Here is a 25,603-nt window from a genome sequence, read left to right as displayed (position 1 = left end):
GCGACGAGGAAGCCCCGATGACGGCCTTCATCCGCAAGTCGGACCTGAGCCGCGATCGCGCCGACCAGCGCCCCGAGCGTTTCGCCGTCGGCGACCGCATGGACGCCCAGGTGACCAACGTCGACAAGGCCGCGCGCCGCGTGTCCCTGTCGGTGAAGGCCCTCGAAATGGCCGAAGAGAAGGAAGCCATCGAGCAGTTCGGCTCGTCGGACTCGGGTGCGTCGCTGGGCGACATCCTGGGCGCCGCCCTGCGCGAGAAGGCCTCGAAGGAATAAGCTCGGGCCGCATGGCCTGAACTTCGAGCGGCGGATCGGGAGACCGGTCCGCCGCTTTCGTTTTGCGGGGCGCGCTCTATCGTAACGGCCCAGTCTTCGAGAAGGGTCGTCGCCCAAGTGTCGCGTCTTGTCCGTTTCGCCGCCGGCCTGGCTGCGGCCATCCTGATCTCCGCACCGGCGCTGGCCGCTCCCAAGCCGACGTTCGGCCCGCCTCCGAAATGGGTGGACGTCGCGCCGATCCCCGAGGCGCCGCCCGCCGAAGACGCGCCGGCCGTCCAGACGCTGCTCGACGACAACCAGAGCCGCCTGACCCCCCAGGGCGACACGTTCTACAACCGCCGCGTCCGCAAGGTGCTGAAGCCCGAGGGGCTAGCCTCCCAGACCACGTTCGGGGTCACCTGGGACCCGCAAGACGAGGTGGTGACGATCCACAGCCTGCGGATCATTCGCGGCGGGCAGACCATCGACCTGCTGGGCAAGGGCAAGAAGATGCTGGTCTTGCGCCGCGAGCAGGACTTGGAGCGGGCCATGCTGGACGGCCGCATGAGCGCCACCCAGCAGATCGAGGGCTTGCAGGTGGGCGACATTCTCGACGCCTCCTGGACTCATTCGGGCCGCGATCCGGTAGCCGGGAACCGCTCCTACGACATGGAGGGCCTGGGTTTTCCGGGCGTCGCCGGCCGCTATCGCGTGCGGCTGTCATGGCCGACCGGCGCGCCCGTCAAGTACCGCACCACCCAAGGCTTTGGAGAACCCCGGCTGAACGAGGACGCGGGCTGGACCGTCCTCACCCTGGACGCGCCCAACGCCCAGGCGCCCAAGCCTCCGGTGGGCGCGCCGGCCCGCTTCCGCCGTCTGGGGTTCATGGAGACCTCCAGCTTCGAGAGCTGGAACGAGATCTCGCGCATCATGGCGCCGCTCTATGAGCGCGCTGCGACGATCGCCCCCGACTCCGACCTGCGCGTCGAGATCGATGCGATCGCCGCGAAGTCGGCCGATCCCAAGGTGCGCGCCTTCGAGGCGCTGCGTCTCGTCGAGGACAAGACCCGCTATTTCTTCATCGGTATCGGCGACGGGGGCTATGTGCCGGCCGCTGCCGACGAGACCTGGCGGCGCAAGTTCGGCGACTGCAAGGGCAAGACCGCCCTGCTGCTCGCCGTCCTCAGGGAGCTCAAGGTCGACGCCGAGCCGGCCCTCGTCAGCCTGGGCGGCGGGGACGGGATGAACGAGCGCCTGCCGTCGCTGGCGGCGTTCAACCACGTGATCGTCAAGGCGAGCATCGCCGGCAAGACGTACTGGCTGGACGGCACCCGCACGGGGGACCGCAGCGGCCTGGACGCGCTCCGCCCGCCGCCGCATCGCTGGGCGCTGCCGGTCCGCGCCGCAGGCTCCGATCTGGTCGAGATCGTGGTGCCGCCGCTGGATACCCCGTTCCTGGAGGCGACCACCCGCTTCGACGCCTCCAAGGGGCTCGACGCGCCGGCGGCCATGCAGATGGTCAGCCGCTACCGGGGCGATGCGGCCAACGGCCTGCGCCAGATGGTGGCGACGGTCCCCCGCGCGGACCTTGAGCGCAACTTCCGCCAGCAGATGTCGGGCAGCATGAGTTGGATCGACGTCCAGAAGGTGGAATGGACCGACGACGCGGCGAACGACGCCTTCGAGATCCGGCTTGCGGGTGTGGCCGACCTGGACTGGCGCAAGAACCCGGACCTGGGCGTGCGCGAGTACCGCGTGACGCCGCCCAGCAACGCGGCGCCCGGCTATCCGCGGCGGGAGCCCGGTCCAAACCGCGACGCGCCCTATGCGGTGCCGTTTCCGCTCTACGTCCGCGCGACCACCGAGATCGTGCTGCCGTCCGCCGGCAAGGGCTTCAGCGTGCGCGGGCCCAGCGGCAAGGAGACGATCGGCGCGATGGAGCTCAGCCGGGCGTCCGCCATCACGGACGGGGTGGCGCGCTTCACCACGGACCTGCGCTCGCTCCAGCCGGAGATCCCGGCGGCCGAAGCCGACGCGGCCACCCGGGCCTTCCGGCGGATCGCATCCGAGGACAGCCTGGTCCGCGCTCCACTATAGGGCGCCGCCCCGGCGCGCGGGGGTTGTGGCGCCCGAGTCCATGCAAGCTTGACCATAGATTACGGTAAACCCGCTTTTGCGCCTTGATTGCAGGGTCCGCATTCGCCATGGTCGCGCCGGTTCGAGGGGCGCGTATGATCAAGTCCGAACTGATCGCCAAACTTGCGGAAGAGAATCCGCACCTCACGCAGCGCGATATCGAGCGCGTTGTGGGCGTGATCCTCGAGCGCATGATCGAGGCCCTGGAAGACGGCGGCCGGGTCGAGCTGCGGGGCTTCGGCGCCCTTTCGGTGCGCTCGCGCGACGCCCGCGCCGGCCGCAATCCGCGCACCGGCGAACCGGTTGACGTGCGCGCCAAACACGTCCCCTTCTTCAAGAGCGGCAAGGAGCTGCGCGAGCGGCTGAACGCCGACGACGAGGGCTGAGCGAGGCTGGCCCTCTAACGAGGAGGGCCACATGGGCGTGTTCTCAGAGTTCCGCGAATTTATCCAGCGCGGCAACGTGGTCGACTTGGCGGTCGGCGTGATCATCGGCGCGGCGTTCAACGACATCGTCAAGGTTCTGGTCGACCAGGTGGTGATGCCGCCGATCGGCCTGCTGACGTCCGGCGTCGACTTCTCGAAGATGATGATCGTGCTGAAACCGGACGACCCGGCGACCCCCGCGAGCGAGCTGGTGGCGATCCAGTACGGTGCGCTGATCAACGCCGGCATCAAGTTCCTGATCGTGGCGTGGGTCGTGTTCCTGCTGGTGAAGGCGGTGAATTCCCTGCGCCGCGAGCATGCGGAGAAGGCCGAGGCGGCCCCGCCCGCCCCGACGCCGCAGGAGGCCCTGCTGACAGAAATCCGCGACCTGCTGAAGGCGCGGCAGGCCGGATAGATCTCATCGTTCGACGAACGCCGCTCGTCTCAAAGTTGAGGCGGCGCACCTTGCTGCGCGATAGGAGTGTTCGCCCATGTCCGGGTGAACTCCTGTCCGGCGGTGAACATGTCCGACCTACTGACCGTGGCGACCGCGCCGAAGTGGGCGCGCGACCTGCTGGCGAGCGAGATCGTGCCGGCCGACGGCGACCGTTCGGCCGTATGGCGGATCGCGCAAGACACATCCACCGCCACCATCTCCGACCAGTTCAAGGCCGACGCCGACGGCTATCATGCCCGCTATGCGGCGAGCGGCCATTTCCTGGTGCTGTTTCGGCAGGCGCTCGCAGCAAGCGGCGTGAGCGTCGCCGACAGTCCGCTGGTCCTCGACCTCGGCTCGGGCTCGGGCGTGAATTCGATCGTGCCCTGCCTGGAGCTTTTCCCGGGCGCGCGGCAGGTGGCTACGGACCTCTCGTACGAACTGCTCGCGATCCTCGCGGACTATGCCGAGCACGCGGGCTTCGCCGACCGCGTGCTGCCGGTGGTGATGGACGCGATGAGCGACCACGTGGCCCCGCGACGGTTCGACCTCGTCACCGGCGCCTCGATCCTGCACCACCTCGTGCATCCCCGGCGCGGCCTGCAGGTCGCCGCGCGCGCCCTGAAGCCCGGCGGGCACGCGATCTTCCTGGAGCCGTTCGAAGGCTACGGCCTGATGCGCCTCGCCTATCAGCGGATTCTCGCCGAGGCCGAACTGCGGCGCGATCCCCTGGCGGCCCCCGTCGAGCGGACGCTTCGCGCCATGGCGATCGATATCGCGGCCCGGACGGCGCCGGATCCCGCCGCGCCGCATTTCGCCCACCTGGACGACAAGTGGCTCTTCTCGCGCGAGCAGTTCGAGGCCATGGCGCGCGAGAGCGGCTTCGCGCAGGTCCGCTTCGTGCCGCACAACGACCATCCCACCCTCTATCGCGACGCGGCGGCGGTGCAGATCCGGCTCAGCACGGGCGATGCGTCCCTGGCGCTGCCCCCGTGGGCGCTAGCCATCCTGGACGAGTTCGACGCCGCCATCCCGCCTTCGGCCAAGCGCCTGTTCATGCTGGAAGGCACGGTGGTGCTCACCCGGGGCTGAGTCCGGACGGATTGGGCTTGCGGCGGGGTCGCCGGTCCCCTTAATCCGCAGCGCATGACGGTCACGGCCAAGATCTGCGGGCTCTCGACGCCGGAAGGCGTCCGCGCCGCCGTCGACGGCGGAGCCAGCCACATCGGCTTCGTCTTCTTTCCCAAGAGCCCCCGCAACATCGCGCCGGAAGCCGCCGCGCGGCTGGCTCCGCCGGCCAGGGCCCGGAACGTCAAGATCGTGGCCCTGGCGGTCGATCCGACCGACGCCGAGGTCGATGCGATCGTCGCCGGCCTTTCCCCGGACCTCATCCAGCTCCACGGCCGCGAGAGCCCGACGCGCGTGCGCGAAATCGGCCAGCGGTCCGGCCGCGGTCTGATCAAGGTGCTGCCGGTCTCCGAAGCCTCGGACCTCGCCCCCGCCGGGGCGTACGAGCCCCTGGTCGAGCACCTGATGTTCGACGCCAAGCCGCCGAAGGACGCCGAGCGGCCGGGCGGCCTGGGCGAGCCCTTTGACTGGACGCTGCTCGCCGGACGCCGGTTCGCCAGGCCGTGGCTGCTCGCCGGCGGTCTCGATCCCTGGAACGTCGCGCGGGCGATCTCGGCCTCGGGCGCGCCGCTGGTGGACGTTTCCTCTGGCGTGGAGCGCGGTCCGGGACTAAAGGACCCGGCCTTGATCACGGCGTTCCTCGACGCTGTACGCCGCGCCTGAGACGACTTTCGCCGCCATGAACGCGCCCGCCCGCCCCAACGATTACACCGCCTACCCGGACGCCAAGGGGCGCTTCGGCGACTACGGCGGCCAGTACGTGCCCGAGACCCTGATGCCTCTGGTCCACGACCTCAGCGCCGCCTGGGCGGCGGCCAAGGTCGATCCGGCGTTCCAGGCAGAGCTCAAGGGCTATCTGACCCACTATGTGGGCCGTCCCTCGCCGCTCTATTTCGCCAGCCGCCTGACCGAGCATTTCGGCGGCGCGAAGATCTACCTGAAGCGCGAGGAGCTGAATCACACCGGCTCGCACAAGATCAACAACTGCATGGGCCAGATCCTGCTGGCCATGCGGATGGGCAAGACCCGGATTATCGCCGAGACCGGCGCCGGCCAGCACGGGGTGGCGACGGCCACGGTCTGCGCCCGCTTCGGCCTTCCCTGCGTGGTCTACATGGGCGCGGTGGACGTCGAGCGGCAGAAGCCCAACGTCTTCCGCATGAACCTGCTGGGGGCCGAGGTGCGGCCGGTGACAAGCGGCTCGGCGACCCTCAAGGACGCCATGAACGAGGCCCTGCGCGACTGGGTCACCAACGTCCACGACACCTACTACCTGATCGGCACCGCCGCCGGCATGCACCCGTATCCGGAGATGGTCCGCGACTTCCAGTCGGTGATCGGCCAGGAGGCGCGCGCGCAGATTCAGGAGGCCGAGGGCCGGCTTCCGGACGCCGTGGTGGCCTGCGTGGGCGGCGGCTCCAACGCCATCGGCATCTTCCACCCGTTCCTGAACGACGAGGGCGTGAAGCTCTACGGGGTCGAGGCCGCCGGTGAGGGTATGGACACCGAGCGCCACGCCGCGGCGATCAACGGCGGCCGTCCGGGCGTCCTGCACGGCAATATGACCTACCTGCTGCAGGACCGCGAAGGCCAGATCACCGAGGCGCACTCGATCTCGGCGGGCCTGGACTATCCCGGGATCGGGCCGGAGCACTCGTGGCTCCACGACGTGGGCCGCGCCACCTATCTCACCGCCACCGACGCGGAGTCGCTGGACGCCTTCATGCTGCTCTCGAAGCTGGAAGGCATCCTGCCAGCCATCGAATCGGCGCACGCCCTGGCTCGGATCGGCGACATCGCCCGCGACGTGGGCAAGGGCGGCGTTGTGGTGCTCAACCTGTCGGGCCGCGGCGACAAGGACGTCGCCACCGTGGCGGCGCACCTTGGCCGTCAGATCTAAGGGACGGACGACTTGACCAAAGCCCGTATCGACGCCCGCTTCGCGGCCCTGAAGGCCGAGGGGCGCGCGGCCTTCGTGCCCTATGTGATGGCCGGCGATCCGGACGCGGCGACCGCTCTGGCGATCCTGAAGGGGCTGCCGGCGGCCGGCGCCGACCTCATCGAGGTGGGCTTCCCGTTCTCGGACCCCATGGCCGAGGGACCGCCGATCCAGCGCGCCGCCCAGCGTGCGCTCGCCAAGGGCATGACGCTGAAGGGGACGTTGGAGGCCATCGCCGCGTTCCGCGCCGAGGATCAGGCGACGCCGATCATCCTGATGGGCTATCTGAACCCGCTGGTGACCTGGGGCTTCGAGGCCTTCGCCGCCGAAGCCGCCGAGGCCGGGGTGGATGGTGTGATCGTGGTCGACTGTCCGCCGGAGGAGGCCGATCCGCTGGCGGACGCGCTGGAAGCCCACGGCATGGCCCTGATCTTCCTCACCACGCCCACGACGGACGACAAGCGCCTGCCCACGGTGATCCGACGGGCTGCGGGCTTCGTCTATTATGTCTCGGTCGCCGGGGTGACTGGCGTGAAGGAAGCCGACGCCCAGGCGGTCGCGCCGAACGTCGAGCGCATCCGCAAGGCTTCGGGACTTCCGGTCGCAGTCGGCTTCGGAATCAAGACACCGGAGCGAGCTTCGGCTATAGCGCAGGTCGCCGACGCCGTGGTCGTGGGGTCCGCGCTTGTGGACGAAGTGGCCGAAGCAGTGGATTTGAACGAAGACGTGACCCGGCGAGTTCTTTCCAAAGTGGAATCTCTAGCTAAGGCTGTGCGCTTCGCGCGTCGGGTCCCGGTCTGAAAACCATGGCGATGGCTGAACAGCGTAACGACAAACCCAACCGGCCGCCGGCCGAGCGCCGCCGCGGGTGGCTCTCCCGGATCGCGCCCGGCGTCCGTGGCCTGACCAAGAAGGACACGCCCGAGAACCTGTGGGTCAAGGACCCCGATTCCGGCGAGATGCTGTACCGGCCCGACCTCGAGGCCGCGCTGTGGGTCACGCCGTCGGGCGCCCACATGCGCATCGGCTCGAAGCTGCGCCTGGACTACACCTTCGACGACGCCCAGTACGAGCGCATCGCCACGCCGGTCGTGCCCGACGATCCACTCGGCTTTCCGGACGACAAGCCGTACCCCGAACGGCTGAAGGCGGCCCGCAAGACCACGGGCGAGCAGGACTCCATGGCCGTCGGCTACGGCCACATCCAGGGCCAGCCGACGGTCGTGATCGTGCAGGACTTCGCCTTCATGGGCGGCAGCCTGGGCATGGCCGCGGGCGAGACCTTCGTGGTCGCGGCCAAGGAGGCTGTGAAGCGCGGCGTTCCGCTGGTGATCTTCACCGCCTCGGGCGGCGCGCGCATGCAGGAGGGCACGCTGTCCCTTATGCAAATGGCCCGCACGACACTGGCGTTGAACGAGGTGAAGGCCGCCGGGCTGCCCTACATCGTGGTGCTGACCGACCCGACCACCGGCGGCGTGACCGCTTCGTACGCCATGCTGGGCGACGTGCACCTGGCCGAGCCCAACGCCACCATCGGCTTCTCGGGCCGCCGGGTAATCGAGCAGACCATCCGCGAAACCCTGCCGCCGGGCTTCCAGCGCTCGGAGTTCCTCGTCGAGCGCGGCATGGTCGATCAGGTGGTCGCGCGGAAAGATCTTCCGGAAAAGCTGAGTTCGATCCTGAAGACCCTTATGATGGGGCGTGAGCACTCGAAAGCCGCCTGATGTCCGGTAGATGCTCCCCGGCCAGGGGAGCTCGCGAAATGAGAGGCGGTTTAGCGCCCAAATCTCTCCGTTCGTGGCTGAAACCCCCTCTCCATCGGCGCTGTGCGCCGCTGGAGCTCCCTCATAGGGGGAGCATCTAGATGGTCACCGACCTTCCCCCCGACCCCGGTCACGACCCGATCCGCGCCTCGGACGCGGTGATCCAGCGCCTGCGCGCCAACCATCCGACGCTGATCGACCTGACCACGGGGCGGGTGGAACGCCTACTCGCGGCGCTGGGCCATCCCGAGAAGAAGCTGCCGCCGGTGATCCACGTGGCGGGCACCAACGGGAAGGGCTCGACCGTCGCCTACCTGCGCGCGATCGGCGAAGCCGCCGGGCTTCGCGTCCACGCGCTGACATCGCCCCATCTCGTGCGGTTCGCGGAGCGGATCCGGCTGGCGGGCAAGCTGATCACCGACGAGCAGCTCACCGACCTGACCGACCGGCTGGAAGCCGCCAACGCCGGCGAGCCCATCAGCTTCTTCGAGATCACCACCGTCCTGGCCTTCGCCGCTTTCGCCGAGACCCCGGCCGACCTGTGCATCGTCGAGGTGGGCCTGGGCGGCCGGTTCGACGCCACCAACATCTTCGACGCTCCCGCGGTCAGCGTGATCACGCCCGTGGACTACGATCACCTGGAGATGCTGGGGCCCGGCCTTTCCAAGATCGCCTGGGAGAAGGCCGGGATCATCAAGCGCGGTCGCCCCGTCGTCGTCGCGCGGCAGATGGACGAGGCGATGGAGATGATCGAGCGGGAGGCGGATGACCGGATGGCCCCCATGTTGCTGATGGGCCGCGACTTCGACGCCTGGGAGGAGCGGGGGCGCTTGCTGGTTCAGATGCCCGATCGTCTGCTGGACCTGCCCGCGCCCAGCCTGTTCGGCGGCTACCAGTTCGACAATGCCGGGCTGGCCGTCGCCGCGGCGCTGACGTTCGACCGGACCCTCAGCGACGAAGACCTGGCGAGCGGCGTCACGTCCACGGTCTGGCCGGCGCGGATGCAGCGCCTGACGGCGGGCCCGCTGGCGGAACTCGCCCGGGCGCGCGGCGCCGACCTCTGGCTGGACGGGGGCCACAATCCCCACGCCGGCCGGGCGCTGGCCGAAGCCGCGAGCCGCATCGTCGACCGCGACCCACGTCCGCTGGTGCTGGTCACGGGCATGTTCGCGCGCAAGGACGCCGAGGGCTTCTTCCGCCCCTTCGCCGAGATGCGGCCGCGGGTGATCGTCACCGGCTTCGACAGCCCCATCGCAGCGACCACGGACGAGCTGATGGAGGCTGGCGTCCGCGCCGGATTGCAGCCCGAGACGGCGGCGAACGTCTCCGACGCCGTGGCGCGCGCCCTTGAGACCGACGGCCCGGCGCCCCACGTCCTGATCTGCGGCGGGCTGCACTTTGCCGGCGAGGTCCTTGCGATGAGTCCCGAGACCTGGCCGACCTGAAGAGGTCTTTGGATGTTCGGAAAGCGCACCTGGCGCCTCGCCCTGCCGCTACCGTGGCTCGCGACACTGGCCGTGGGGCTGGTGGTGCTCGCGGCGCTGATCCACGTCTACGGGCGCGGGCCCGAGGTGATGTTCGGCTGGCTCATCGGCTGGCTAATCGTCAGCCGGATTGTGAACTGGGCCGTCAGCCGCCGCATGCCGAGGCGCGGCGGCGACTGACGAAGCCGATTGTCAGCTTAGGCTGCGACGCCCGCTTCGGCGAGCCATTCGAGGATCTTCTGCTTGGGCATGGCGCCGACCTTCATCGAGGCCATCTGCCCGCCCTTGAACAGCATCATGGTGGGGATCCCGCGCACGCCGTAGCGCGAAGGAGTGGTCGGGCTTTGCTCGATGTCGAGCTTGGCGATCGTCACCTTGCCGGCCAGCTCTTCCGAGAGCTGCTCCAGCGCAGGAGCGATCTGCTTGCAGGGGCCGCACCATTCGGCCCAGAAATCGACCAGGACCGGGGTCTCCGAACCCAGGACGTCGCTTTGGAAGGTGTCGTCGGTGACCTTCACGGTGCTCATTCGATAACTCCTGTGGCCCGATGGAATCGCCCAACGCGGCCTTTCGATCCCGCCATGTAGGCGGCGCCCACCCTTGTATCAACCGCCACGGCGGAGGTCGGCAAGGGTCTGGACGACGAGGTTTTCTGGAACCGGCATCAGCTTCGGCCCATCCGTCCAGACGATGGCGGCTTCGACACGCCGGCCCGGGAAGACGTCGGCCAGCACCGCTGAATAGAGCGCCATCTGCCGCAGATAAACCGGATCGGCGTCCTCGACGCGGTCGGGCGAGGGCCGGTTGGTCTTGAAGTCAACCACCAGCACGCGGTCGGGCAAGACGACCAGGCGGTCGATCCGGCCAGAAATCCTGAGGCCCGGCGGCAGGGCCTGGGCCGTCCCGGCCACGGCGATCTCGCCTCGCGAGCCGGGGCCGAAGACCTCGGCGAAGCGGGCGTCGTTCAGCACCGATAGGGCAGCCTCCGCCATCTCGGCGCGCTGCGGGTCCGTAAGGTCGGCTTCGCGAGCCAGGATCGCCGCCGCGCCGCCCGCGCGCTCGGCAGGCGTCAGGTCCGGCAGCAACTGCAACAGCCGGTGAATCAGGTCGCCGCGACGGAACCGGCCCAGCCCCTGGGCGGCCGCCAGTGGCGACGGCGCGGGCACAGCGGCGCCTTCACCGAGGTCGGAAGGCGAGGCGTAGCGGGCGTAGGCCTCGGGCTTCGCCACCGCCTGCGTCCAGGGCGGCAGGTCCGAGCGGCTGGCCGCCGCCGCCGCCTCGCCGCCCAAGGGTGTTGGGTCGGGGCCGTAGCGTTCGAAGGTCAGGTCGCCGCTCTGCACTGCGCGGACGTGGTCGGCGATGTCGGCATGGCCCAGCGCGTCGCGGATCGCGCCCCACCAGCCGCGCAGCTTGGCCTGATCCGTCCGCTCCGCCACGCGGCCGCAGAGGACGAGCCTGTCCCGCGCGCGCGTCAGGGCCACGTAGAGCAGGCGGTAGGCCTCGGCCTCCTCGCGCCCCGCGCGTTCGTCGCGCGCCTTCGCGGTCGCCTCGCAGTCGCGGGCGGAGGACGAGCACCACAGGAACCCATCGGCGCCGTCGTGTCGGACCCGGAGCAAAGGCGAGCCACGCGCGGTCTGGGTGAGCGTGGTCTCGGGCAGGAAGACGATCGGCGCCTCCAGGCCCTTGGCGCCGTGGGCGGTCATCACCCGCACCTCGCGTCGTTCGGCCTCCATCTCGCGCTTCACGGTGATGTCGAGGCCCGCCAGCTCGGCCGCCAGCGCCTCCAGGTCGTGTACGCCCCGGGCCTCCGCCGCCAGCACCTGGTTGAGGAACTCGTCCAGGGCGTCCTCGGCCTCCGCCCCCAGCCTGCGCAGCAGGCGCTGTCGCATGGAGCGGCCCTCGGCGCCCACGTAGCCCAGCAGCCGGGCATAGAGCTCGAACGGCGCACGGACGCTTGCTTCGGCGAGGGCGTGGACGAGGAAGGCGTGCGCGCCGGCCCAATCGGCCTGCTCCTCCGCCCGACGCTGTAGCCGGTCCCACAGCAGCTCCTTCCCGCGGCCGTGGGCGAGAGCATAGAGGCTGTCGTCGGACAGGCCGCAGAACGGGCTCTTCAGCAGGGCGGCAAGGGTGAGCTCGTCGGCGGGGAACAGCAGGAAGCGCGCTAGCGCCACCAGGTCGTCGAACACGATGTGCTCGGAAAGCGCCAGCCGGTCGGCGCCGGCCACCGGGATGCCCGCGTGCTTCAGCGCGCGGAGGATCTCCTCGAACAACGCGCGCCGGCGGCGCACCAGGATCAGCACGTCGCCGGCATGCGCCGGGCGGAAGCGGCGCTCGTCCTTGTCCCAGACCGCGTCGCCGCGGGCGATAAGCCCGGCGATCTCGCCGGCGATCCGTCGCGCCAGGCGGCGGTTGGCGCTGTCTTCGGGCTCGGCGTCCAAGGGGGCGTCCCACGCCTCGCGATCCTCGCCCTTCTTCTCGACTTCCAGCGGCCAGACGTCGACGCAGCCGGGATGTTCGCGGAGGAACGCCGCCGGCTCGTGGACGACCTGTTCGGGCTCAGCGCGCGGCTGGATCGCCTGGGCCAGTCCGGGCGGCGTGAACACGGTGTCGACGAAGCGGAGCACCTGGGGCGTCGACCGCCATGAGGTCAGCAGGTCCACCCGCTCCAGCCGGAAGCCGGCGCCGGTGGCGCGGTCGCGGTGGAACTCGAACTTCTGCAGCAGTTGCTCGGGCTGGGCGCCCTGGAAGGAATAGATCGACTGCTTCTCGTCGCCGACGACGAAGAGCTGGCGCAGGCGTCGCTCGCCGCCGACCCCCGCGCCCGAGAAGAACTCCTCGGTGAGCGAGTCGACGATCTTCCACTGCTCGGGCGCCGTGTCCTGCGCCTCGTCCAGCAGGATGTGATCGATGCCGCCGTCCAGCTTGTAGAGCACCCAGGCCGCCGCGGGCCGGTCGCGCAGCAGGTGGCAGGCCTTCTCGATCAGGTCGGCGAAGTCGAGGGCGCCCGCGTCGCGCTTTTCGCGGTCGTAAGCCTCCAGATAGGCGTAGGCCAGGATCAGGACATCGGCCGTGTCGGCCGCGACCTGGGCGGCGCGGATGCGCAGGCGCGCCTCGTGCAGCCGGGCCTGCTCGGCGAGGAGCTGCACCCGCAGGCCCTCGTGGGCCTTCAGGCCGCTGGTCTTGCCGACCCACTTGGCGGCCTCGCCCTCCCCCTTCTCGGTGAACAGCGCCGCCAGCGCCTGCTCGAACGTGGCGTCGGGATCCTCGGCGACGGCGGCGAGCTGCGCGGCGCACTTCTGGTCCGTGACCCCGCCCTGGCGCAGGACCTCGGCCGCGCCCCGCCAAAGCTCGCGGTCCATCCGGGCCATGACCTCCGCCGCGAGGGCGGTTGGCTCCGAGCCGAAGGGCACGTCCACGGCCCGCCAGACCCAGCCGAGGGCGCCCTCGAACCCACCCTCGCCGTCGAAGAAGGCCCTCAGCGCGCCGCGGCGGGCTTCGAAATCGGCGAACATCGCGTGGAAGCTCTGGAAATCGAGCTGCACCGACATGCGGCCGTAAGCCTCGCCGAGGCGGCCGCCCTTCATGGAGACCTCGGCCACCAGACGCCGGGCCGCCTGCGCCACGGCGGCCGAGGCGGCGTCGTCCATCACCCGGAAGCCCGGCGAGATCCCGGCCTCCAGCGGGAAGCGCCGCAGCAGCTTCTCGCAGAAGGCGTGGATCGTCTGGATCTTCAGGCCGCCAGGCGTCTCCAGCGCGCGGGCGAACAGGCTTCGGGCGCGGGACAGGTCGTCGAACGGGCGATCCTGCAGGGCGGCGAGTTTCGCGGCCAGTTCGGCGTCCGGCAGGACGGACCATTCGCCCAGCACCTGGAACAGCCGCCGCTGCATCTCGGCGGCGGCGGCCTTGGTGTAGGTGACGCAGAGAATGGTCTCGGGCTCCGCGCCCGCCAGCAGCAGGCGCGCCACCCGGTCGATCAGCGTCTTGGTCTTGCCCGAGCCGGCGTTGGCGGTGACGAAGGCCGAGAGGCCAGGGTCGGCCGCCAGCTTCTGCGGGTCGACGGTGCGGTCGGCGAGGTCGAGGCTCATTCGTCGCCCTCCTCGCCGCTGGTGGACCATTCGAAGACGCGGGCCAGGTGGTCGTAGTCGCTGACCCGCGCCTTCACGAACTGCGGGGCCACACGCGACAGGTAAGGCTGCGCGGGGTCGTCGAACCGGGCGATCAGCGTGTGCAGGCCCTCCAGCGCGCGGGCGGCGGCTTCGGCGCTCTCGTCGCCCGCCAGGGCGCGGGTCTCGACCTTGCCGGCCGGCTTGCGGCCTGTGACTTCGAGATAGGTCAGGTCGCCGGGTTTCACGGGGCCGAGATCGGTGAAGCCGCCGGCCTCCAGGATCGCGGCGGTCAGGGTGAGCTGCGGCGAGAAACCGGTCTGAACCTCCTTCTTCGAAGGCGCCTTGCCGGTCTTGTAGTCGAGGATGTGGCCGTAGCCCTCGGCCGTCACCTCGATGCGGTCGGCGCGGGCGTTGACCGTGAAGGCGCCGGCCGGGGTCTGGATCGTGCGCTCGCCCTTGAGCTCGACAAGGATCCGTCGGCCGTCGCGACGGTCACGCTCGAGCTCGGCGACCCACTCGGCGGCTTCCTTCGCGAGCGCGGCTTCCCGAGCCATGGCTTCGTGCGGCAGGCCGGCGGCCTCCAGGGCTTCCAGGTAGAAGGCGGCGAACTGTCCTGCCGCGTCGGGCGGGAGGTCGGCGGGGAATGTCTCGGCGAACCGCTCGAAGGCGGCGTGGATCGCGGTGCCCCGCGCCCGCGCGTCGGCCTGCTCGTCGGGCCGGTCCATGGGGTAGAGGCGCAGGATGTCGCGCGCCCAGACGGCGTACGGGTCGCGGGTCAGGGTCTCCACCCGGGTCACCGCCATGACCCGCGGTCGATGGGCCACGGGCGGGACCGGCGCCGGTCGGCGGAATGGCTCGTAGCCTTGGGGCGCGTCCAGGGCGCGGGCCCAGCCCAGCACGTCGGTATGACCGGGTATGGCCAGTCCCGCGCCCTTGGCGAGGGTTTCCAGCCGCCACAGCCAGCGCGACTTCACCGACGGCGCGCCCTCGCGGCGCTCGGTGTGAAGCAGGATCACCTCGGGGGCGCAGGCCGCCTGGGCGAAATCGTGGGCGGCCAGGCCCACGCGACGTTCGGGCGGCGGCAAGCCCAGCATTTCGCGCATGGGCCGCGACAGGAACGGGTCGGTCGGCGCGTCGCCGGGCCAGACGCCTTCCTCCAGCCCGGCCACTACCAGCCGATCCGCTCGCACGAGCCGCGCCTCGATGGCCCCCAGAATCCGCAGACGCGGGTGGGTGGCGCCGCCCGAGCGGACCGTCTCACCCTCCATCAGCCGCTGCAGCAGGTCGGCGAACTGGCGAGGGGTAACCGCGGGCAGGGCGTCGCCCTCGCGCACCAGGGCGCCCAGCAGCCGCGCCATGGCCTCGCCGCCGTGGCCGGCCCAGAGCTCGCCGGTTTCGCCGTGCTCATCCGCGGCCAAGGCCTCCATCGCCTCTACGACGCGCCGCGCCGCGGCGGCCGGCGTATCGGCCTCGCCGGGCCAGGCTAGGCCCGCCACAACGGCCTCCAGGCGCTCGGCGAGCGCGGTGGCGTCGGCCGCCTTGCTCTTGAGCCCGTCCCAACTGCGGACGCGGGGTCCACGCAGGGCGGCCGCCTCCAGCGCGGCGCTGTCGCCCAGGCGCGCGAATGAGTGCTTCAGCAACCCCAGCAGGGTCACCGGATCGGTGGGGTCGACGGCCGCCCGCGCGACCAGCGCCGCAAGCACCCCACAGCGGCTGCCGGCCAGGCTTTCGCCGGCGGAGGAGTCGGGGACGACGCCCCAGCGGGCCAGCTTGGCCACCACGCGACGCGCCAGCACCTGGTCGGGCGTCACCAGGGCCGCCGTGCGCTCGGGCGTTTCCAGCGCCTCGCGCAGCAGGAGCGCGGTGGCGGTGGCGGCTTCCTCCTCGGTGCGGGCGCTCACCAGCGACAGGCCGGAAAGCCCTTCGGCGATGGCGTCCGGGTGCTCGGCCCTGAGACTCTCGATGACCTGCAGCCAGTCGGCGGTCTCTTCAGCCGGCCGCAGCGCCTCGTTGACGACCCTGCGCCGCCAACGGCCGGCGCTCTCGGCGCGGATCGAGGCAGGCCATAGCGAGACCTCTCGCTTGGCGACGCGGGCTTCGTCCAGTAGCCGCCTCAAGGCGCCCTGAGGATGCTGCACGTCCACCTTGGCCCAGGCCTTGTCTGCGAGGTCCTGGTCGAGGCCGGGCAGGACGACAGCGCCCTTCGGCGCGGCCGCTACGGCGATCAGCAAGGCGCGGGTGGCCGGAGCGGTGCCGGTCGAGCCGGCGGCTACCAGCACGCCCCTCGGCGGCGTATTCGTCCAGACCTCGGCCAGGCGGCGCAGGAGGCGCACGCGCCGGTCGCTGACATCGACGACGCCCAGGCTCCGCAGCCGCTCGGGCCAGAGGCTCAGCGCCTTCTCCAGGAAGCTCCGGGAGACCTCCCAGTGCTCCGCGAGCTCGGCGCCTACGAGGCTGGCCAGCCGGTCGCCAACCTCGACCTCCTCGATCTGCAGGCCATCCAGGAACCCCCCCAGGGCGTCGGCCAGCTCCAGCGCCGCGCCGGCGCTGACCAGGCCTCCGGGGATATGCTCCGCGAGGTCGGAGACCAGGCGCGTCAGCTCAAACCGCCGCCGCAGGGGGTCGATGGCGGCGGGCAGGTCCAGCGCAAGGTCGCCGGGCTCGAACGGCGGCTCGCCGGCTTCCAGGTCGCCCAGCGGGCGCATCTGCGGCGGCAGCACGGCGCGTCCGCCGCTCGCCTTGATGAAGGCGTCGGCCAGGGCGCGGGCGCCGCGGCGGGTAGGGGTGAGCACGACGGCGTCGGCCAGGGCCTCGGGTCCGAGCGGGGCGAGGGCGTCGTACAGGCCCTGGGCCAGGTCTTCCGCGAACGGCCGGTGCGCCGGGATGTGGAACCAGCGGGAGCCCGGCCGCTCGAAGAAGGCCGCGGTCATGAGGCGGCAGCCTCGCTGCGCAGCCGCGCTTCGGCCTGCTCGCGCGCGGCCGGGTCGCCCACGTGCATCCAGAACGCGTCCATGACTGCGCCGTGCAGCCGGCCTTCGCGCTGCAGCCGGCGCCAGACCGGAACGATCGAGAAGGCGCCGGCCGGCTGGTCGTCCAGCACTTGCGGCTTCAGGATCGCGAAGCCGATGTTCGCGAAAGGCGTCGGCGGCTCGGGCGCGGTCGAGTGGGTCAGCCGGCCCGCCGCGTCCATGAAGAACCCCTGCGGCCCCTCGAAGCCGATGCCGTGACCGCGCTTCACCAGCAGCAGCAGGATGTCCATGGTGGCCGCGTTCCAGGCCGCCTTGAGGGTCTCCAGCGCCGGCGTGGCGCCCTCGATCCACAGCGAGTCGATGTTGGCGACGAAGATCGGCTCGCGGCCTAGCTTGTCGGCCGCATGCCGGATGCCGCCGCCGGAGTCGAGGAGGGCCGCGCGCTCGTCGGAGATCAGGATTTCCAGGTCGCGCCGCTGGCGCAGGTGCGCCTCCATCTCGTCGGCGAAATGGTGGACGTTGACGACGGCCCGCTCCACGCCCGCGTCGCGGAGGCGGTCGAGCACATGGTCGATCAGCGGACGACCGGCCACGGGGACCAGCGCCTTGGGCATGATGTCGGTGAGCGGGCGCATCCGGCTGCCGATCCCGGCGGCCAGCACCATCGCGGTCTTGGGGCCGGGGGTCACCGCCGCGCCTCCGGCGGCACGTGGCGGTCGAACCAGGTCTTCAGGCCGGCCAGAGCCGGGTCGGTCAGGTTGCGCTCCAGGTAGCGCCAGGTGCGCGGCATGAAGGCCTCGTATTGCCGACGGCCCAGCAGCGCCTGGCGGGCGAAGACCCGGCCCAGGATACGTGCGGCGTTGGAGCTGGCTAGCGCGCGGTACTCGGCGAGGAACTGCGCGCGGTCGAGCCGCGGCCGGGCCGCCAGGAACCGGTCCAGCATGGCGGCTTCCAGCTCGGGCGAGACGTCGCGGCGGGCGTCCTGCAGCAGGTGCGTCAGGTCCCAGGCCGGATGGGCCTTCAGGGCGTCCTGGAAATCGAGCAGGCCCACGCGCGCCACTCCCTGTCGCTCCGGCAGCCAGAGCAGGTTCTGGGCATGATAGTCGCGGTGTGTGAAGACGGCCGCGCCCGCCTCGCCCGCCACCCAAACGGGCGCCCAGAGCGCATCCCACTCGGCGGTGGCCTCCGCGCCGAAGGGCGCCAGGCCCGCGAACTTCCGCCAGAAGTCCAGGAAGGTGTCGGTGGCGATCTTGAGCGCCAGGGTGTCGTAGGTCAGGAGCGGCCAGGCGGCCTGATCGGCGAGCAAGACGTCGGGCGGGGGCTCGCCCTGCATCACCACCAGTGCGTCGACCGCGGCCTCGTACAGCGGCGCCTCGGGCGTCCCTCGCTCGATCAGGCTTGCGTAGAGCCCGTCGCCCAGGTCTTCCAGGACGGCGAGGCCCGCCTCGATGTCGTGGGCCAGGATGCGCGGCGCCGACAGGCCGCGGTCGCGCAACCAGGCGGCGGTGGTGACGAAGGCGGCCACCGAACCCGCGGCCAGGCGGGCGGCGGCGTTGTAGCCCAGGGCGATCCGCTCCGCCTCCGACGCGTCCGGCGGGCAGACCGTGCTCTCCACCGCCGGCGGCTGGTCCATGAAGATGAACTGGGACCCGTCGGCTCGGTGGAGCCGCTCGTAGCGGCGCGTGGAGGCGTCGCCGGACAGGAGCTCGCGGCGGGCGTCGGCGAAGCCTGCGGCGCGCAGGAATTCGTCCTTCAGGGCCTCGCGGTCAGAGCTCAAGCGTTCGTCCCTCCCAGGCGCCGTGCGGGGTCAGGGTCGCGCGGCGGCCATCGGCGTCTTCGGCCAGTTCGATCTCTACGTCGAGTCGGTCGGGCGGCAGGCGGCCCTCCAGGCGTTGCGGCCATTCGATGACCGCCGCGCCCTCGTCCAGCGCCTCATCCAGGCCGATCTCATAGGCCTCGTCGGGATCGGACAGCCGGTAGAGGTCGAAGTGGGCGACGGTCAGGCGCGGGCCCTCGTAGAATTGCACCAGGGTGAAGGTGGGCGACGGCACATCCTCGTCCGGCGTCGTCAGGGCGCGCACCAACGCTCGCGCCAAGGTCGACTTGCCGGCTCCGAGCGGTCCCGAGAGACAGACCGCCTCACCGGGACGAAGGGCGCCCGCGATCCTTGCGCCCAGCCGCGCCGTGGCCGCCTCGTCGGCCAGATCGACACGTGAGGCGCTCATGCGAAGACGCGGTGCGGGTCGGCCGCCAGCCCATGCTCCACATGCGCCTTCAGCCGCTCGGTCACCTGCGCGACGTCGCCCTCCAGCGCCCCCGGCGGGATCGGCTCGCCGACAACCAGCCGGAACTCGCGCCCCTGCTTGTTGAGCAGTTCGTGAAAGAGGGTGATGTCCCGCAGCTCGCCCGAGAAGCCGTGGAAGAAGTGGAACAGCGTGGACCACGGACCGTCCACGTGGATCGGCAGCACGGTCGCCTCATGCCTGCGGGCGATCGAGACCGCCGAGGCCATCCAGGGACTCTCAGCCAGACGCCCATCGGCCTGGCGTCGCGCGAGCCGGCCGGCGGGGAAGATCACCAGGCAGCGTTCGGCCTCCATCGCCTCCCGCGTGAGCTGGAGCGTGGCGCGCGTCTTCTCGCGAGTGCGCTTGGCTTCGACCCACTCCACCGGGATCAGCACCTCACCGAAGCGCGGTGAGACACGGTGGGCGTCGGCGTTGGCGTAGAAGCAGATTTCCGGACGCAGCGCCTTCAGGGCGTCGAACACGGCGATGCCGTCGGCGATGCCGGTGGGATGGTTGCAGATCACGACGAGCCGGCCGGCGCACGGCGTGCGGTCGAGGTGCGCTGTGGAGACCTTCAGCGACAGCAGGTCCGAGATGAAATCGAGCGCCGCCCGGCCAGGCAGGGGGGCGATGGCGTCGGCCATCCGCACCGCCTTCGCATAGTCCAGCATCGCATAGAGCAAGGGCCGGGCCGCGGGCCATAGGGGGCTGGCCGCCAACTTCGGGGCGCGCTCGGCGATCAGCATATCGACGATGTGGTCGTGGCGGCCCGCGCCGCGGACCGCGCCGGCCGGGGTGGCGAGCGTCATGGCGCTAGGATGACCTGTTGCGCCGGCCCGGAGCAAGCTGGCGGTCGGTGCGGCGCCGGCTCCGGTTCAGCTTCTCAGCCGGGCGATCAGCGCCGCCGTCGACGGATCGTGCTGGCCCGCCGGCCCGCCCTCCAGCTCGGCCAGGACACGGGTCGCCAGCGTCTTGCCCAGCTCCACGCCCCATTGGTCGAAGCTGTTGATCCCCCAGAGCACGCCCTCGACGAAGGTCTTGTGCTCGTAGAGGGCCACCAGGGCGCCCATCCGCTCCGGGTCCAGGCGGTCCAACAGCAGGAAGCTGGTCGGCCGGTCGCCGGGGAACGTGCGCTGCGGCGCCAGCTTGTCGATCTCGGCGGGCGACTTGCCGGCGGCGGTGAGTTCGGCGCGCACGTCGGCCTCGGTGCGTCCCACCAGCAGGGCCTCGGCCTGGGCGATGGCGTTGGCGAGCAGCTTGGTCTGGGCGGCGGGATCGCCCTCGCTGCCTTCGGCCACGGCCAGGATGTCGACGGGGACCACGTCGGTCCCCTGGTGGAGGAGTTGGAAGAAGGCGTGCTGGCCATTGGTGCCGGCGTCCCCGAACACACTGGCGGCGGTCGGGTGCGCGACGGGCAGGCCGTCGGCCGTGACGCGCTTGCCGTTCGATTCCATCTCGAGCTGCTGCAGGAAAGCGGCGAACAGGCGCAGGCGCTGGGCGTAGGGCACGACGGCGCGGATCGGGCGGCCAAGCCCGTTGCGATTGAAGACATGGGCCAGCGCCAGAAGCACCGGGGCGTTGGCGGCCAGGGGGGCGGTCTGGAAGTGCTCGTCCATCGTCCGCGCGCCGGCCAGCATGCGGGCGAAGACGTCGTATCCCAGGGCCACGGCGCACGAGAGGCCGACCGACGACCAGATGGAATAGCGGCCGCCGACCCAGTCCCAGAAGCCGAACACCTGATCGGCCGGAACGCCGAACGCCTGGGCCTTGTCCGGCGCGGCCGAGACGGCGACGAGGTGGCTGTCCGAGGCCGTTCCCAGTGTCGCGCGCAGCCATGAGCGGGCGGCCTCGGCGTTGGTCAGCGTCTCCAGCGTGGTGAAGGTCTTCGAGACGGTCACGACCATGGTCTCGGCGGGATCGAGGCCGGTCAGGGCCTGGGCCAGCTCGGCGGGGTCGACGTTGGCCACGAACCGCAGGTCGATCTGCGGGTCCAGCGGCTTCAGGGCCTCCCAGATCAGCCGCGGGCCTAGGTCCGAGCCGCCGATGCCGATGTGGACGATGGTGCGGAACGGCAGACCGGTGCACCCCGTCTTGCCGCCCGACCGCACCGCCTCCGCGAAGGCGGCCATGGCGGCGCGGGTGGCCTCGACCTCGCGGGACACGGGCTGGCCGTCGGCGCGGAAATCGGCGCCCTCTTGCGCGCGCAGGGCTATGTGCAAGGCCGGGCGGCCCTCCGAGGCATTGACGATTTCGCCGGCGAAGAGGCGGTCGCGGGCGGCTTCGACGCCAGACGCCTTCGCCAGATCCAGCATGACCGCGAGGTCGTCCAGCGACCAGGGCTGCTTCGAAAGGTCGATCTCCAGCCCTGCCGCGCCCAGCGTCAGATGCTTCAACCGCTCAGGCTCGGCGGCGAACAGGCCGGCGATGCGGCGGCCGCGTGCCGCGTCGGCGGCCTTGGAGAGGGCCGCCCAGGCGGCGTCGGACGTGGACAAGAGGACCTCTCTATTCGGCGGAGCCGTATTTCACGCTGCAGCCATAGGGCTTGGTGGCCGGCTGCGCCACGGCGCGCCCCGCCTTGATGTCGCCGAGGGCGGCCGCGACATAGTTCGTCGCGCCCTTGAGGCTCTCGGGATCGGAGTAGGGCCGGTCGTCGATCCCGCCCATGTAGGCGAGCCTGCCGGCCTTATCGACGATGAAGATGTGTGGCGTGCTCTTGGCCTCGTAGGCGCGGCCCACGGTTCCCTTGGGGTCGAGCAGGACGTCGGCCGAGGCGGCCTTCACCTCGCCCTTCCACTGGCGCGCCTGCGGGCCGGTCAGATAGCCCTGCATGCCCGGAGCAGACGAGATCACGGTCAGCCAGACCACGCCGTCCTTGGCTGCCTGGCGCTGCAGCCCCTGCATGTTGCCCGAGTTGTAGTGCTTCTGCACGTATGGGCAGCCGTTGTTGGTCCATTCCAGGACCACGGTCTTGCCGCGGAACTCGGACAGCGAGCGGGTCCGCCGGGCGGCGTCCACTGCCTGGAATGCGGGAGCGGGCTGCCCCAGCGTCGGCGAGGCGAAGGCGGGCGCTGAGACGGTCGTGGCGATGGCGATGGCGGCGAGGACGCGGGGCATGGCGGCTCCTTGCGCGGGTTGGATCAACTGGCTTTGCCGGCGGCGTCCAGGGCTTTCACGACGACGCCTTCGGTCAGGATCGACGGCAGGATAACCGGTTCCCCGCCCTTGGCGCCATACACGAGGTAGAGCGGTACGCCCGCGCGCCCGAAGCGGGCCAGTTCCGCAGCGATGGAGGCGTCACGCTTCGTCCAGTCGGCCTTGAGGTAGACGGCGTTGTTTCTTTTCAGCGCCTCCGACACCGCGTTGGTGGAAAGCGCGACGCGATCGTTCACCTGGCAACTGACGCACCAGGCGGCGGTGTAGTTGACCAGGACCGGGCGGCCCTCGGCCTGCAGCGTGGCGAGCTTCTCGGGCGTGTAGGCCTGCTCGTCCAGCTTCGCTTCGCCCGACGCGGTGGGCGTCTCGGCCAGCGAGTAGGCCGGCCACAGCACACCGCCCACTACGGCGACCGCGCCCACCAGCGTGGCCGCCGCCGCGAGCCCGACGTGATGACGACCGCTGGCGTGCTGCCGCTGGGCGGCGCCGGCGATCCAGGCGGCAAGGGCCAGGGCGACGGCCGCCCCCAGGATCCGCGGCACCGCGTCCGAGCCCACCTGCACCGTCAGAACCCAGACCAGCCAGGCGACCGCGGCGTACATCGGGAAGGCCAGCGCCTTCTTGAAGATGTCCATCCACGGACCCGGCCGGGGCAAACGGGAGAGCAGCCCCGGCACGAAGGCCACGGCCACGAACGGCAGCGCGAAGCCGATTCCCAGGGCCAGGAAGACGACCAAGGCCGCGGCCGGAGGCTGCGTCAGGGCCCAGCCGAGCGCAGGGCCCATGAACGGCGCCGTGCAGGGGGCGGCGACCACCACGGCGAGGACGCCGGTGAAGAAGCTGCCCGACAGGCCGCCGCGGGCCGCCAGGTCCGTGCCGACGCCTTGCAGCGACGTGCCGATCTCGAAGACGCCCGACAGGTTAAGCGCCACCAGCAGCATCAGGAGCGCCAGCGCCGCGACCACGGGCGGATCCTGCAACTGGAAGCCCCACCCGACCGCCGAACCGGCGGCGCGTAGCGCGATCAGGGTCGCCGCCAGGCCCAGGAACGTCACAAGCACCCCACCCCCGAACGCCAGGCCTTGCCGACGGGCCGCGGCGTCGTGGCCTCCGTGGCCGGCGAGCGACGCGGCCTTCATGGCCAGCACGGGGAAGACGCAGGGCATCAGGTTGAGGATCAGGCCGCCCACCAGGGCCAGGGCCGCGGCCGAGGCGAGGCCGAGGTTGGCCGCGCCCGCCGGCGCCGCGATTTTGACGGGCGGAGGTCCCAGGCCGGCGGCGCCGGCCGGAAGCGGACCGGCCGCGGCCGTCAGCTCGTAGGCCTTGCCGTCCACCTCGAGCACGCCGGCGAGGCTCTTCGGAGGGGTGGGCGACTGGAAGTCGTAGCCGGGCGGGAGGGACAGGGTGAGCCCCTCCGGACCACGGTCGATGGCCTGCGGCTTGGCGTGGTCGATGATCGTCCCGGCGAACGGGAAGAAATAGGCCCCGGCCATGTCGGCGCCCTTGAGGGCTGGCCCGACGATGGCCAGTTTCACCGCCTCGCCCTGCTTCTCGAAGGCGGCGGTCAGCCCGGCCGGCTTCGGGGCCTCGGCGATCGTGCGGACGATCTTCGCGCCCCACTGCGGATCGGCGGGGGCCGGACCTGCGGTGATCGGGAGCTGCAGCGAGAGATTGGCGTCCTCGGGGACGCAGATGTCGGCGCAGACCAGGAAGTTGGCGACCGCCTTGAGCGTGACCGTCGAGCCCGGCGCGGCGCCGGCCGGCGCGGTGACCGTGACCGGCAGCAGGACCTCGCCGTCGTAGCCGTAGTTCGTGAGCGGGCCGACCGGCAGGCGCTTCGGGGCGGGCCAGGTGAAGTCCGATGCGGTCCAGCCGGGCGGCAGGGTCCAGGTGATCTTGGTGGGCTCGCCGCTGTCCCCGGCGTTGCGCCAGTAGGTGTGCCAGCCCTGCTGGATCTTCTGGCGCAGGGCGACCGTCACCGTCTGGCCAGGCGCCACGCCCTGGCTCGCGGCGACCAGCTCGGCCGTCAGGTGGCCGGTGTTCACGGGCTGGGCCGCGGCCGCGCTCGACAGGATCAGGGCGGAAAGTGCGCCCATCAGGAACCGCATCATGACCTCAAGCTGCGCCGGCCGTGTGGGCGTTATATGGCGCGGTGTGTCCATAGCGCAAAGCGGGCTCGACTTGAGCCGTGCGCGGGCCATGATCGGGAATCACGTTCGCGAAGGAGACCCGGTGCCCGCTTCGTTCGACGACATCGAGATCGGCCAGGTGGTTTCGTTGGGCGCCTGCGCCGTGGACGCCAAGGCCCTTGACGCATTCGTCACCGCCTTCACGCCGGGCTGGGCGCTGGATCGCGGCGCGCCGGACGCCATGGTCTATGCGATCTGGGCCAAGCTGGACGCGGTGGCGGCCACCGACTGGCCGCAGACCAAGCGCCTGGGCGTGGACGCGCTGCGCTGGATGCGAAATCCGCCGGCCGGCGAGTTGCTGCGGGGGCGGATGACCGTCATGGCCAAGGACCCGGTGGGCGACGACAAGGGCATCGTCATCGCCCAGCACGACGTCCTCGACGAGGCCGGGCGGCTGGTCTTCAGTTGCCTGACCCGAAGCGTGTTTCAGAGGTAAGAGGCCATCCCTCCCCCGAAGGGGAGGGAGACGCTCGGCCCTAGGCGTTCGCGGCGGCCGGCTGCTCGTTCGCCTTGGTCAGCGCCAGGGCGATCAGGCGGTCCCAGCCGACGAGGCTGTGCATGTGGGCGTAGATCTGGCCCAGGGCGCCGTTGTCGCGAAGCTCGACGAACTTGGCCGGCGGCAGGGCGTTCAGCTTCTCTTCCGAGACGCCGAAGTACTCGGCGATCTTCTGGGGCTCGCCCGCGGTGCCGTCCGGGTTGGCCGGCGTGAAGGTCGCTTCCTTGGTCTCGAACAGGTCGAGGTCCTTCAGGAGTTGCACGAAGCTCATCGTGCGCTGACGCTCGACCTCGAAGTTGTTGCAGAACTCGATGCAGTTCTTCGTGTACTCGGTCGGCTCGCCCTTTTCGTCGAAGAAGGGCATGTCGAAGCCCTTGTCGACGATGAACTCGGCGTTGCGGTCGATGCAGAGCACCATCTGGTTGTTCTGTTCGTCGTTGGCGAACACGAACGGATAGCGGCGCACGTAGGCCGGGATGTAGATGCCGCTTTCGAACGTGCCGTCGTCCTTGACGAACATGTTCTCGCCAGCGTTCAGGCCCATCACCGCGATCGGCAGCTTCTCGTCGCCCACGAAGATGATCGGGCCGGTCACCGCGGCCAGCGGGAACTCGCCCACGGTCAGCGGGATGGCATGGCCGGCCTTGGCGAACTTGAAGGGACCGTCCATCCGCTTCACGCCGATCTTGCCGTGCAGCTCCTTCGCCAGGGGCTCGGGCTTCGAATAGAACAGCACGTTCCCGCTGAGCTGGCCCGGCGGCATCATTTGGGTCTCGGACATTACAAACCTTCGAATTCGTGGAGCGGCGACGCCGGCGTCCGGCCATGGCGCGCAAGGTC

General features: G+C 70.8%; 23 protein-coding genes. 12 read left to right on the top strand and 11 right to left on the bottom strand.

Translation table 11 applies throughout. The annotated features are described in order from the left end of the window. The 11 genes from Q0L11_RS08650 to Q0L11_RS08600 form a co-directional block, all read left to right on the top strand. The coding region (locus Q0L11_RS08650; protein WP_296596700.1) for a S1 RNA-binding domain-containing protein at positions 1-275 on the top strand (275 nt) is incomplete at its 5' end. A gap of 117 nt (positions 276-392) precedes the next feature. After that, positions 393-2,351 carry a DUF3857 domain-containing protein gene (locus Q0L11_RS08645; RefSeq protein ID WP_296596698.1) on the top strand — a complete coding sequence of 653 codons (1,959 nt, stop codon included), beginning with the start codon at positions 393-395 and terminating at the stop codon, positions 2,349-2,351. Between the two features lie 134 nt (positions 2,352-2,485). Next, the gene (locus Q0L11_RS08640; protein WP_296596697.1) at positions 2,486-2,776 is read left to right on the top strand and encodes an integration host factor subunit beta; all 291 of its coding nucleotides are present in this window, start codon (positions 2,486-2,488) and stop codon (positions 2,774-2,776) included. A gap of 31 nt (positions 2,777-2,807) precedes the next feature. Further along, positions 2,808-3,230, top strand: coding sequence for a large-conductance mechanosensitive channel protein MscL (mscL, locus tag Q0L11_RS08635; RefSeq protein WP_296596696.1), 423 nt, complete (start codon positions 2,808-2,810; stop codon positions 3,228-3,230). 108 nt (positions 3,231-3,338) lie between these two features. Next, a complete protein-coding gene (locus Q0L11_RS08630) occupies positions 3,339-4,343 on the top strand; it encodes a class I SAM-dependent methyltransferase (protein ID WP_296596695.1) in 1,005 nt (334 codons plus the stop codon). A 54-nt stretch (positions 4,344-4,397) separates the two neighbouring features. Beyond that, the gene (locus tag Q0L11_RS08625; protein ID WP_296596694.1) at positions 4,398-5,042 is read left to right on the top strand and encodes a phosphoribosylanthranilate isomerase; all 645 of its coding nucleotides are present in this window, start codon (positions 4,398-4,400) and stop codon (positions 5,040-5,042) included. A 16-nt stretch (positions 5,043-5,058) separates the two neighbouring features. Further along, complete coding sequence (gene trpB / locus Q0L11_RS08620) at positions 5,059-6,279, top strand: tryptophan synthase subunit beta (RefSeq protein ID WP_296596693.1); 1,221 nt, start codon at positions 5,059-5,061, stop codon at positions 6,277-6,279. Positions 6,280-6,291: 12 nt separating this feature from the next. Next, positions 6,292-7,119, top strand: coding sequence for a tryptophan synthase subunit alpha (trpA, locus tag Q0L11_RS08615; RefSeq protein ID WP_296596692.1), 828 nt, complete (start codon positions 6,292-6,294; stop codon positions 7,117-7,119). Between the two features lie 5 nt (positions 7,120-7,124). Further along, positions 7,125-8,042, top strand: coding sequence for an acetyl-CoA carboxylase, carboxyltransferase subunit beta (gene accD, locus Q0L11_RS08610; protein WP_296596690.1), 918 nt, complete (start codon positions 7,125-7,127; stop codon positions 8,040-8,042). A 140-nt stretch (positions 8,043-8,182) separates the two neighbouring features. Then, positions 8,183-9,526, top strand: coding sequence for a folylpolyglutamate synthase/dihydrofolate synthase family protein (locus Q0L11_RS08605; protein WP_296596688.1), 1,344 nt, complete (start codon positions 8,183-8,185; stop codon positions 9,524-9,526). A gap of 12 nt (positions 9,527-9,538) precedes the next feature. Beyond that, positions 9,539-9,745: a hypothetical protein gene (locus Q0L11_RS08600; RefSeq protein WP_296596687.1), complete on the top strand. Its 207-nt coding sequence runs from the start codon at positions 9,539-9,541 to the stop codon at positions 9,743-9,745. A gap of 17 nt (positions 9,746-9,762) precedes the next feature. On the opposite strand, the gene trxA is transcribed toward Q0L11_RS08600, so the two are convergent. The 10 genes from trxA to Q0L11_RS08550 all read right to left on the bottom strand — a co-directional run bounded on the left by trxA (position 9,763) and on the right by Q0L11_RS08550 (position 24,186). Further along, positions 9,763-10,092, bottom strand: coding sequence for a thioredoxin (gene trxA / locus Q0L11_RS08595; RefSeq protein WP_296596686.1), 330 nt, complete (start codon positions 10,090-10,092; stop codon positions 9,763-9,765). A 78-nt stretch (positions 10,093-10,170) separates the two neighbouring features. Further along, a complete protein-coding gene (gene addA / locus Q0L11_RS08590; RefSeq protein WP_296596685.1) occupies positions 10,171-13,650 on the bottom strand; it encodes a double-strand break repair helicase AddA in 3,480 nt (1,159 codons plus the stop codon). Then, the gene (gene addB / locus Q0L11_RS08585) at positions 13,647-16,601 is read right to left on the bottom strand and encodes a double-strand break repair protein AddB (protein WP_296596684.1); all 2,955 of its coding nucleotides are present in this window, start codon (positions 16,599-16,601) and stop codon (positions 13,647-13,649) included. Before addB ends, addA begins: the two co-directional genes overlap by 4 nt. Continuing rightward, the gene (locus Q0L11_RS08580) at positions 16,598-17,329 is read right to left on the bottom strand and encodes a nucleotidyltransferase family protein (RefSeq protein ID WP_296596683.1); all 732 of its coding nucleotides are present in this window, start codon (positions 17,327-17,329) and stop codon (positions 16,598-16,600) included. The genes addB and Q0L11_RS08580 overlap by 4 nt, the downstream gene beginning before the upstream one ends. Further along, positions 17,326-18,417, bottom strand: a complete 1,092-nt coding sequence (amgK, locus tag Q0L11_RS08575; RefSeq protein WP_296596682.1) for an N-acetylmuramate/N-acetylglucosamine kinase AmgK — start codon at positions 18,415-18,417, stop codon at positions 17,326-17,328. The genes Q0L11_RS08580 and amgK overlap by 4 nt, the downstream gene beginning before the upstream one ends. Continuing rightward, complete coding sequence (gene tsaE, locus Q0L11_RS08570; RefSeq protein ID WP_296596680.1) at positions 18,407-18,865, bottom strand: tRNA (adenosine(37)-N6)-threonylcarbamoyltransferase complex ATPase subunit type 1 TsaE; 459 nt, start codon at positions 18,863-18,865, stop codon at positions 18,407-18,409. Before tsaE ends, amgK begins: the two co-directional genes overlap by 11 nt. Further along, entirely contained in the window at positions 18,862-19,734 is an 873-nt protein-coding gene (locus Q0L11_RS08565) for a GNAT family N-acetyltransferase (RefSeq protein WP_296596679.1), read from the bottom strand. Before Q0L11_RS08565 ends, tsaE begins: the two co-directional genes overlap by 4 nt. Before the next feature lie 66 nt (positions 19,735-19,800). Then, a complete protein-coding gene (gene pgi / locus Q0L11_RS08560) occupies positions 19,801-21,417 on the bottom strand; it encodes a glucose-6-phosphate isomerase (protein WP_296596678.1) in 1,617 nt (538 codons plus the stop codon). A 10-nt stretch (positions 21,418-21,427) separates the two neighbouring features. After that, a complete protein-coding gene (locus Q0L11_RS08555) occupies positions 21,428-22,039 on the bottom strand; it encodes a redoxin domain-containing protein (protein WP_296596676.1) in 612 nt (203 codons plus the stop codon). A 23-nt stretch (positions 22,040-22,062) separates the two neighbouring features. Continuing rightward, the gene (locus Q0L11_RS08550; RefSeq protein WP_296596675.1) at positions 22,063-24,186 is read right to left on the bottom strand and encodes a protein-disulfide reductase DsbD; all 2,124 of its coding nucleotides are present in this window, start codon (positions 24,184-24,186) and stop codon (positions 22,063-22,065) included. 124 nt (positions 24,187-24,310) lie between these two features. Between Q0L11_RS08550 and Q0L11_RS08545 the strand changes: the two genes are divergently transcribed. After that, complete coding sequence (locus Q0L11_RS08545) at positions 24,311-24,703, top strand: acyl dehydratase (protein ID WP_296596674.1); 393 nt, start codon at positions 24,311-24,313, stop codon at positions 24,701-24,703. Between the two features lie 40 nt (positions 24,704-24,743). On the opposite strand, the gene Q0L11_RS08540 is transcribed toward Q0L11_RS08545, so the two are convergent. Beyond that, positions 24,744-25,544, bottom strand: a complete 801-nt coding sequence (locus Q0L11_RS08540) for a SapC family protein (protein WP_296596673.1) — start codon at positions 25,542-25,544, stop codon at positions 24,744-24,746. Between the last annotated feature and the right edge of the window lie 59 nt (positions 25,545-25,603).

It is taken from the genome of Phenylobacterium sp., from assembly GCF_024508875.1.
GTDB lineage: Bacteria > Pseudomonadota > Alphaproteobacteria > Caulobacterales > Caulobacteraceae > Phenylobacterium.
This window is presented reverse-complemented; position numbering and strand designations above follow the sequence as displayed.

Bases quoted from the DNA above. Each gene is read 5' to 3' on its own strand.
- Q0L11_RS08640 (WP_296596697.1), top strand. From the start codon at position 2,486: ATGATCAAGTCCGAACTGATCGCCAAACTTGCGGAAGAGAATCCGCAC.
- mscL (WP_296596696.1), top strand. From the start codon at position 2,808: ATGGGCGTGTTCTCAGAGTTCCGCGAATTTATCCAGCGCGGCAACGTG.
- Q0L11_RS08630 (WP_296596695.1), top strand. From the start codon at position 3,339: ATGTCCGACCTACTGACCGTGGCGACCGCGCCGAAGTGGGCGCGCGAC.
- Q0L11_RS08625 (WP_296596694.1), top strand. From the start codon at position 4,398: ATGACGGTCACGGCCAAGATCTGCGGGCTCTCGACGCCGGAAGGCGTC.
- trpB (WP_296596693.1), top strand. From the start codon at position 5,059: ATGAACGCGCCCGCCCGCCCCAACGATTACACCGCCTACCCGGACGCC.
- accD (WP_296596690.1), top strand. From the start codon at position 7,125: ATGGCGATGGCTGAACAGCGTAACGACAAACCCAACCGGCCGCCGGCC.
- Q0L11_RS08605 (WP_296596688.1), top strand. From the start codon at position 8,183: ATGGTCACCGACCTTCCCCCCGACCCCGGTCACGACCCGATCCGCGCC.
- Q0L11_RS08600 (WP_296596687.1), top strand. From the start codon at position 9,539: ATGTTCGGAAAGCGCACCTGGCGCCTCGCCCTGCCGCTACCGTGGCTC.
- trxA (WP_296596686.1), bottom strand. From the start codon at position 10,092: ATGAGCACCGTGAAGGTCACCGACGACACCTTCCAAAGCGACGTCCTG.
- addA (WP_296596685.1), bottom strand. From the start codon at position 13,650: ATGAGCCTCGACCTCGCCGACCGCACCGTCGACCCGCAGAAGCTGGCG.
- addB (WP_296596684.1), bottom strand. From the start codon at position 16,601: ATGACCGCGGCCTTCTTCGAGCGGCCGGGCTCCCGCTGGTTCCACATC.
- tsaE (WP_296596680.1), bottom strand. From the start codon at position 18,865: ATGAGCGCCTCACGTGTCGATCTGGCCGACGAGGCGGCCACGGCGCGG.
- Q0L11_RS08565 (WP_296596679.1), bottom strand. From the start codon at position 19,734: ATGACGCTCGCCACCCCGGCCGGCGCGGTCCGCGGCGCGGGCCGCCAC.
- Q0L11_RS08555 (WP_296596676.1), bottom strand. From the start codon at position 22,039: ATGCCCCGCGTCCTCGCCGCCATCGCCATCGCCACGACCGTCTCAGCG.
- Q0L11_RS08550 (WP_296596675.1), bottom strand. From the start codon at position 24,186: ATGCGGTTCCTGATGGGCGCACTTTCCGCCCTGATCCTGTCGAGCGCG.
- Q0L11_RS08540 (WP_296596673.1), bottom strand. From the start codon at position 25,544: ATGTCCGAGACCCAAATGATGCCGCCGGGCCAGCTCAGCGGGAACGTG.